The organism is Microvirga aerilata (assembly GCF_016743775.1).
GTDB classification, from domain to species: Bacteria; Pseudomonadota; Alphaproteobacteria; order Rhizobiales; family Beijerinckiaceae; genus Microvirga; species Microvirga aerilata.
Window position 1 is genome coordinate 1 of sequence record NZ_JAEQMY010000275.1, and the last position, 1,396, is coordinate 1,396.

Genomic DNA, 1,396 nt, shown 5'->3' on the forward strand with positions numbered 1-1,396 from the left:
AGATCAGCCCTGGACCATCATGTCCATCGGCTTGCGTGAATGGGCGCATCAGTTCTGATCAGTGGGACTTGGTATAAACGGGTCAGGCAGGTTCTGGTATCATACTGACCTGGATAGAGGGTTTGCGATGGGGCGTTACACTGTCTCGACAGAAGAGAGGATGCTCGATGTTGTGGAGAGGCTGATGGTTGAGCGTGGCGTGGTGATTGTCACGCGCGAAGAGATGTTCAGCACTCTGATTATTGAGACCGATGATCCTCTTATGGTGAGCCGGATCGAAGGAGTGCTTCAGATTCGAGTAGCCCTTTGAGGAGAAACCAGCGCCGAACAGTTACATCGGGAAAGATGCCGAACCCGCCGCTCTGGCTCACATCGTTTTACATGCATACGGGACAACCTCTGGCTCTCAGGGCCATCCGGTCCACCCACACCTGAAGCAGGCCGAAGGTCTCACTTGGGCCTGCGAACAGTTTGGCATTGACCTCGTCGGGCCACCCCTTTCATAGGTTGCTGGCAGTCCGACTGTCAGGGGTCACGAAGATAGCGGCAGCAATCACCCGCCTTGCTGGAGACGTTGGGCCAAGAGTTGCTTGGCCCGGTCAGCCCGTTGCTGCTCTTGCTGCTGAACCTCCTGGAAGAAGCTGCTGAGGTCCTGATCACCTCCTGCATCGCTGGCATATTGCGCGTAGGTCTCTGCCCCTTGGAGAGCATGGTAGAGAACGCTGATCAGATTGTAGGTGGCATCTTGAGTGCCGGTACCGCTGGCCATAGGCAATCCTCCTCCAACTGAGAACACAGGCGCAATTCTTAACGAACAGGAAAGTTCCAGCGCCGTTACGAGCCCAGCACATTGCCTGCAAAAGCTTGGCCTCATTAAAGCCATTCTGACTGGTGAGCTTACCCCTCTGCAAACCCGAGGGTCGCTGACATGGCTATGAAGTATGTTCTTATCTTCATCCTCAACAGCGCCAACCCTGCTGAACAACATATCGCGCACGCTTGGGACAAGCTCTTTGCAAGTTATGACGACTGCTTGAAGCAGGCGTCGTCCCTCGAAATGCACAATACGGTTCTGAAGGATTGCAAGACCGTTGAGGTTCCAGGTGACGGACCACGGAAGGAAGACGTTGTGCTCACGCCGGAAGCGAGCATCCTTGAGGAACCTGACCAAACTGGTAGCTCGACACGGCCTCTAAAAGAATGAAAGGGCCACGATAGCTTGGTAACTATCATTCAACTGCTGCCGGCGCTGAAACCAGCAGGAGCGAGAGTGTCAACAACAGAAGGGGGTTAACCCCCTTCTTCAGTCCTTCTTGAAAGCGTCTTTGATGGAATCCTTGATGCCGCCGATGGTGTTCTGAATCTTGCCCTCAGCTTGATCCGCCTTTCCTTCTGT

General features: G+C 54.3%; 3 protein-coding genes. 2 read left to right on the plus strand and 1 reads right to left on the minus strand.

What is annotated here, in order from left to right:
* The first annotated feature begins 160 nt into the window (after nucleotides 1–160).
* Nucleotides 161–310: a hypothetical protein gene (locus JKG68_RS32305; protein ID WP_202066516.1), complete on the plus strand. Its 150-nt coding sequence runs from the start codon at nucleotides 161–163 to the stop codon at nucleotides 308–310.
* A 243-nt stretch (nucleotides 311–553) separates the two neighbouring features.
* Here JKG68_RS32305 and JKG68_RS32310 read toward each other — a convergent pair whose 3' ends face one another.
* On the minus strand, nucleotides 554–769 hold the full coding sequence (locus tag JKG68_RS32310) for a hypothetical protein (RefSeq protein ID WP_202066518.1): 216 nt from the start codon (nucleotides 767–769) through the stop codon (nucleotides 554–556).
* Nucleotides 770–928: 159 nt separating this feature from the next.
* Between JKG68_RS32310 and JKG68_RS32315 the strand changes: the two genes are divergently transcribed.
* Nucleotides 929–1,204 carry a hypothetical protein gene (locus tag JKG68_RS32315; protein WP_202066520.1) on the plus strand — a complete coding sequence of 92 codons (276 nt, stop codon included), beginning with the start codon at nucleotides 929–931 and terminating at the stop codon, nucleotides 1,202–1,204.
* The last annotated feature ends 192 nt before the right edge of the window (nucleotides 1,205–1,396 follow it).